Origin of the sequence: Streptomyces sp. NPDC048275, from assembly GCF_040652275.1 — a bacterium.
Lineage (GTDB): Bacteria > Actinomycetota > Actinomycetes > Streptomycetales > Streptomycetaceae > Streptomyces.
In genome coordinates this window covers 1-5536 of sequence record NZ_JBEZLR010000197.1, presented here as the reverse complement: position 1 = coordinate 5536, position 5536 = coordinate 1, and the positions used below count along the sequence as shown (strand labels likewise).

Annotated in this window: 4 protein-coding genes; 3 read left to right on the top strand and 1 reads right to left on the bottom strand. The window is 68.3% G+C overall.

Annotation, left to right across the window (positions count from 1 at the left end):
- Positions 1–308, bottom strand: a 308-nt coding sequence (locus tag AB0D57_RS46950) for an NAD(P)-binding domain-containing protein (RefSeq protein ID WP_362088648.1), incomplete at its 3' end; no start/stop codon positions are given.
- A gap of 432 nt (positions 309–740) precedes the next feature.
- On the opposite strand from AB0D57_RS46950, the gene AB0D57_RS46945 reads away from it, so the two are divergent.
- The 3 genes from AB0D57_RS46945 (at position 741) to AB0D57_RS46935 (ending at position 5446) form a co-directional block, all read left to right on the top strand.
- On the top strand, positions 741–1172 hold the full coding sequence (locus AB0D57_RS46945) for a cupin domain-containing protein (protein ID WP_362088647.1): 432 nt from the start codon (positions 741–743) through the stop codon (positions 1170–1172).
- 1387 nt (positions 1173–2559) lie between these two features.
- Positions 2560–3156, top strand: a complete 597-nt coding sequence (locus AB0D57_RS46940) for a hypothetical protein (protein WP_362088646.1) — start codon at positions 2560–2562, stop codon at positions 3154–3156.
- 322 nt (positions 3157–3478) lie between these two features.
- Positions 3479–5446, top strand: a complete 1968-nt coding sequence (locus tag AB0D57_RS46935; RefSeq protein WP_362088645.1) for a prolyl oligopeptidase family serine peptidase — start codon at positions 3479–3481, stop codon at positions 5444–5446.
- Positions 5447–5536: the final 90 nt, after the last annotated feature.

Below are 5536 nucleotides of genomic sequence, written 5' to 3'. Positions count from 1 at the left end.
GCGTCGCCGTCCTTCAGGTTGTCCTTGATGGACTCCTCGTAGACCTGGGCCTGGATCGGGTCCGGAACCAGGATCATGATGACGTCGGCCTCGGCAGCGGCCTCCGACGGGCTCACCACGCGCAGCCCCTGCTCCTCGGCCTTCGCCTTGGACTTGGAGCCCTCGTGCAGACCGACCCGGACGTCGACGCCCGAGTCACGGAGCGACAGCGCGTGGGCGTGGCCCTGGCTGCCGTAACCGATGACCGCGACCTTGCGGTCCTGGATGATGGACAGGTCGGCGTCGTCGTCGTAGAACAGCTCGGCCATGGGAAACACCTTTCCCTCACGGTGGAAGAAGTTCCCGAGGCGGCACCTGCGCCGGGACAAAGGTGGGGGAGGCGCTGCGCCTTCGGGGGGGGGAGGAGAACAGGAAGCGACGACAACAGAGCGTCTGTCCCTGCGTGATGCTGCTCGCGCGGGCGTCTCGGGCGTTTGCTCGGCTGACTATGTCCGGTCTGCCAGGCACACTCCTGACGGGACCAAACCGGTTTGCGCCCGTTGGCCAGCAGGGAAAACACTATCCCACACTTTTCGTTGACGACCTGGCGAACAGTTCAACCATGTGTGCGGTCGTGGCCTAAGGTGAGCGCGGGCTGGCCGCTCAGCTCCGGAAAGCAATCGTGTGACGTCATGGAGCGGGCGGCGATCGGCACGGGCCCGGCCCGGTCATCACCTCATTCTCCATGAGATGGAACGCGTATGCACACTCTGTCCCGTATAGGAGCCGTTGGCGCTCTGCTCGCCGGTCTGTCCCTTCCCGGGGTCGCGTATGCCACCCCGGGGGGTCCTGGCGTGACCGGCAAGGTCATCGCCCAGTACACCATCGGCGGGAACGACTACATTCTGCGGGAGGTCACCATCCCGCCGGGTCAGGCGACCGGCTGGCACTTCCACGACGGCACCCTGTACGCGCAGGTCAAGCAGGGGAACCTCAGCCACTTCGATTCCACGTGCGCTTCCGACGGGGTGTACCCCCAGGGCAGTTTCCTGAAGGAGCCCTCCGGCGCCGACCGCGTGCACCTCGGCCAGAACCTCGGCGCCACGGACGTCGTGCTGGAGGTTCTCTACGTCCTGCCGCACGGCGCCCCCTTCTCCCGTGACGCCCCCAACCCGGGCTGTGACTTCGAGTAGCCCTTCTTCGGGGCGGTGCCGGTGCGCCGCCCCACGGCGCGTGGCTGATCAACACCGGCTCCCCCGGGCCCGGAGCGCCGCGGCCGCCGGATGCCTCGCGCTGTGGGCGAGGGGGTTCGCCGGCCACGGCGGGCCCGTACGGGTCGCCGCATCGCTGCGGGGTTGTCACATCTCCGGTGGCTGTTCGGTCAATGCGGGTGGTGGCTTGCGCGCCGCTCGCGCAGGCCCTCGCAGTGAGGAAGGGAGTACGTATGGCCTCGGGATCCAGGGACCACCGACGCATCCGCGGGACAACTGCCCATGCTTTCCCGGTCGGCAGGGCCGGCCTCAGGGCATTCGCATCTCCCGACCCCAGCCGTCGCCCATGGCCGTCCGAAGGCCGCCTGCGTGTCCCGTCCGGCGCGCGTGCACGCTCCCGTACCACGAAGTGTGCTGATGCGGTGACGCGTGGCTTGGTCGCGGCGTCGGTCGCAGGCCGTTCCTGGCAGCGAACGGCTGAGCCGCACGGTGCCCTTGTGCCCATGGGCACCCACTCCGGTTTCGTACGACTCCCGGCTTGAGCCGCAGAAAGACGCATGATGCCACGACGAGACCCTGACCAGCCCTCCGACCCGGCCGCCGCCAGTGTGTCTCTGGCAACCGAGGCCGCCCTGCTCGAGGCCCGTCTCCGCATGCTTCAGGAGGCAATTGACACTGTTGATGCACGCATCAAGGCGGTCTCCGACGCACTGCACCTGCTGCATCGCGCGCCCTCCGCCTCTGCCCAGGCCTCAGACAGTGAAAATCACCGCACATCACCCGGCCGGTAGGACGCCGACAGCCTCGCGGACGACGCGTGCCAGGAGAGGGCGGAAGGCCTCCCTGCCCTGCTGGCGATCGGCGTGCCGGTCCCGCGTCTCCGGCATGATCCGCCGGACAGGCCCTGCGGGGAATTGCCGGTCGGCAGCAGGACCCGGACCGACGAGGGCGGTGGGCGGCGTGGTTCGTCCACCGGTTCTGTCGGGCCTCGCCACCAGAACGGCGGACAGCGGACCGTCGGTTGCTGACAGCGAGTGCTTTCATACCCATTGCGTCTGCCGCGAACAGTGGCAATAATTGTTGCGATACTGTTCAACACGTGCCGGACCATCCTCAGGATTCCCGGCGGACCGCCGTTCCCGCCGCCTCGAGGGCAGCCTTCCGACCACCACGGTGACCTGCCCTGTCTCGTGCTTCGTCATCAGTGAGGTCTGTCTCTTGACGAAGCCGTGGGGGTCCGTCTGGTGCATCTACATCCCGGATGGGCCACTGCATATGATGGCGGAGGGCACCCGTTCCCGCATGGGGACCGAGCGGCACGGTAAGTGAGCCGGGGCGTGGCATGAAGGGCTGAGGATGAGAGGAACACATGGTCTCTGTAACCCGCACGGCGCATAACATTGAGATCACCGCCGAGGGCCTTCAAGAAGATCTGGCTCGTCTGCAGGTCCAGAAGCAGGCGTTGGAAAGGGAACTGGCTGCGGTCGTGGCGCATCTCGGCTCGGTGCAGCGGGCCCTCAGTGCCCTCGAGACCCTGATGCTCAACCCGGTCTCTGCGGCCTCGGCGGGCACGGCGGGCACGGCCGGTGCTGCAACCGCGGAGCGGGGCCAGGCTGTGGCGCCCGTCGCACCGCAGATTGACAGTGCTCCTTCCGAGTCTGTGGACGTCCCGGCGAAGTCCGCGCTGGGGGCTCAGGAGCCGAAGAGCGGCAAGGACGCAGAACGTGCCGCCGCAGGCACCGACACGGACGGGCAGAAGAAATACGGCCAGCTCACCGAGCAGATCATGGAGTACTTCGCGGGCGTCGGCGAGGTCGACGTGCGGGCCCGTGATGTTGCCGCGGCTCTCGGCCGTGACACCGACAGCGGAAGCATCAACGGAGTCCGCAGCACCCTCGACCGTCTTGTCGGTGCCTCCCGTGTCCAGCGAACCGGCCGGGGCCTTTACCGCGCCAGGCGTTCCTAGGTCCTGTCGTCACATTCCCGCCTGCCCTCCGGGCGGACGACGGGAATGTGGCGACAGGACCTAGGCGTACCTCCTTGGCCGGCACGGCGTCACGGTGCAACGGCGGGCGGTCCTCTCTGCCCCGGTGCAGCGTGGAGGGAACCCAGGAAGGTGAAGCACACCTTGTGCCCGCATGGCCTCGAGCCATGGCGCGGTCGTTACGCGAAAGCGGCGGGCAGCAGTCGCGTCCATGGGATGCGTTGCAACCCTGCAAACCCTCGGGATGGAGCCCCATGAACATCATCGCCCGCTGTCCTGCGCCCCTTCGCCAGGTGGCGGCGCTGTGAGGACGGTGGCTCCCTTCGGCTCATGGCACTCCCCCATCAGCAGCCGAATCGCCACGGCAGGTCTGGCCGCCGGGCAGATCGCGGCACCCGCGTACGTCGGCACGGTCGGCGACGAGGTGTGGTGGGTGCAACCGCGACCCGAGGAAGACGGCCGCACAGCGCTCGTCCGCCGACGCGCGGACGGTGTGACGCAGTCACTGCTGCCCGCCCCTTGGGATGTGCGCAGCCGGGTCATCGAGTACGGCGGCCGCCCCTGGGCCGCCGCGCACACCGAGGCGGGAACGCTTGTTGTCTTTGTCCACTGCGGGGACCAGCGGCTGTACGCCTTCCGGGTCGAGCGGGATCTGCCCAGCGCTCCCCATCCGCTGACTCCCCTGTCGCCGGTAGGCGCAGGCCTTCGCTGGGCCGAGCCGATGGTGGATCTCGAACGGGGCGAAGTCCGCTGTGTGCTCGAGGAGTTCACCGGCAAGGGTGCCGGTGACGTCCGGCGAGTCCATGCCGCGGTGCCCCTGAACGGGGCGGCGGCCGCGGACCGCTCTGCCGTCCGGGAGCTGTCGCCCCCGGCACACCGCTTTGTCTCCCAGGCGCGGTTGTCGCCCGACGGACGCCGTGCCGTATGGCTTGGCTGGGATCACCCCCACATGCCCTGGGACGCGGCTGAACTGCGCATAGCCGAGGTGAGCGACGACGGCTTCCTGCGGCAGGCCCGGACGCTGACGGGCGGGCCCGGCGATCCGGTGGCCCAGGCGGAATGGTCATCCAACGGCACACTGGTCGCGGCCTGTGAAGACACCGGGTGGTGGAACCTGTACGCGGTGGACCCCGACAGCGGGGACAGGCGGCCGCTGTATCGGGCCAGTGAAGAGTTCGCCGGCCTTCAGCGCTTGGGACACCGGTGGTTCTGGCCGCTGTCCGACGGCCGCCTCGCCGTCCTGCACGGAGTGGGAGGACAGCGACTCGCCGTCCTGGACCTCGATCGCGGGGAACTCGTCGACGTACCGGGGCCGGCAAACGAATGGCTGCCCCATCTCGATGCCGCCGAGGACCGGATCGTCGGCGTGGCCGCCGGACGTCACACCCCCTACGAGGTGGTGGAGGTGAACACGGCTTCGCCGGCAGTCCGGGTCGTGAGTCCTGAGCCCAGGTTCACGGTGGACGCCGAATACCTGCCGGCACCCGTGCCCCGTACCTTCGCCGGCCCTGGAGGCCAAGCGGTCCAGGCCCAGGTGTATTCCCCGCGCAACCCCGGATTCACGGGCCCGCCGAACGAGGTGCCTCCGCTGGTGATCTGGGCGCACGGCGGTCCAGGTCTCAGAGCTCCCCTCGCTCTCAATCCGGAGATCGCGTACTTCACCTCCCGAGGCATCGCCGTGGCCGAAGTCAACTACGGGGGCACACCCGGATACGGACGTGCCTATCGTGAACGGCTGCGCGGGCAGTGGGGCGTGGTGGACGTCGAGGACTGCGCCGCCGTCGCACGGGCCCTGATCGACGAAGGTACGGCGGCCGCGGGACGCGTGGCGATCCGCGGCGGCAGCGCCGGAGGGTTCACCGCGGCACTCTCGGTCGCGGCGGGCGATCTCTACGCCTGTGCCACCCACTTCTATCCCGTGATGGATCTTCTCTCTCTCGCCGAAGGAGGGACCCACGACTTCGAGTCGCACTATCTGGACTCGCTCATCGGCCCGAAGCACCACACGGACCTCTACCGTGCCCGGTCGCCGATCCATCACGCAGACCGCATCGGCGTACCGCTGCTCCTTTTGCAGGGAACGCAGGACGTGGTCTGCCCGCCCTCTCAGGCCGAATCCTTTGTGCGTGCGCTTTCCCTGCAGGAAGGGCAGTTCGTGTCCCTCACCTTCGAAGGTGAGGGACACGGCTTCCGCCGACAGTCGACCCTGATGGCGTGCCTGGAAGAGGAACTGCGGTTCTACGCCGGGGTGTTCGGCTTCGCGGTGTCCTAAGGGCTTGCAGATCATTAACACGTCGTCTTGATCTTGTTGTGGGGCTCGCCTGTTTGGGCAAGGACTCGAGCCTGGAGGGCCGCGAGGGCG

What these genes read in the sequence shown, in the direction of transcription:
- AB0D57_RS46945 (WP_362088647.1), top strand. Translation starts at nt 741, where the DNA reads ATGCACACTCTGTCCCGTATAGGAGCCGTTGGCGCTCTGCTCGCCGGT.
- AB0D57_RS46940 (WP_362088646.1), top strand. Translation starts at nt 2,560, where the DNA reads ATGGTCTCTGTAACCCGCACGGCGCATAACATTGAGATCACCGCCGAG.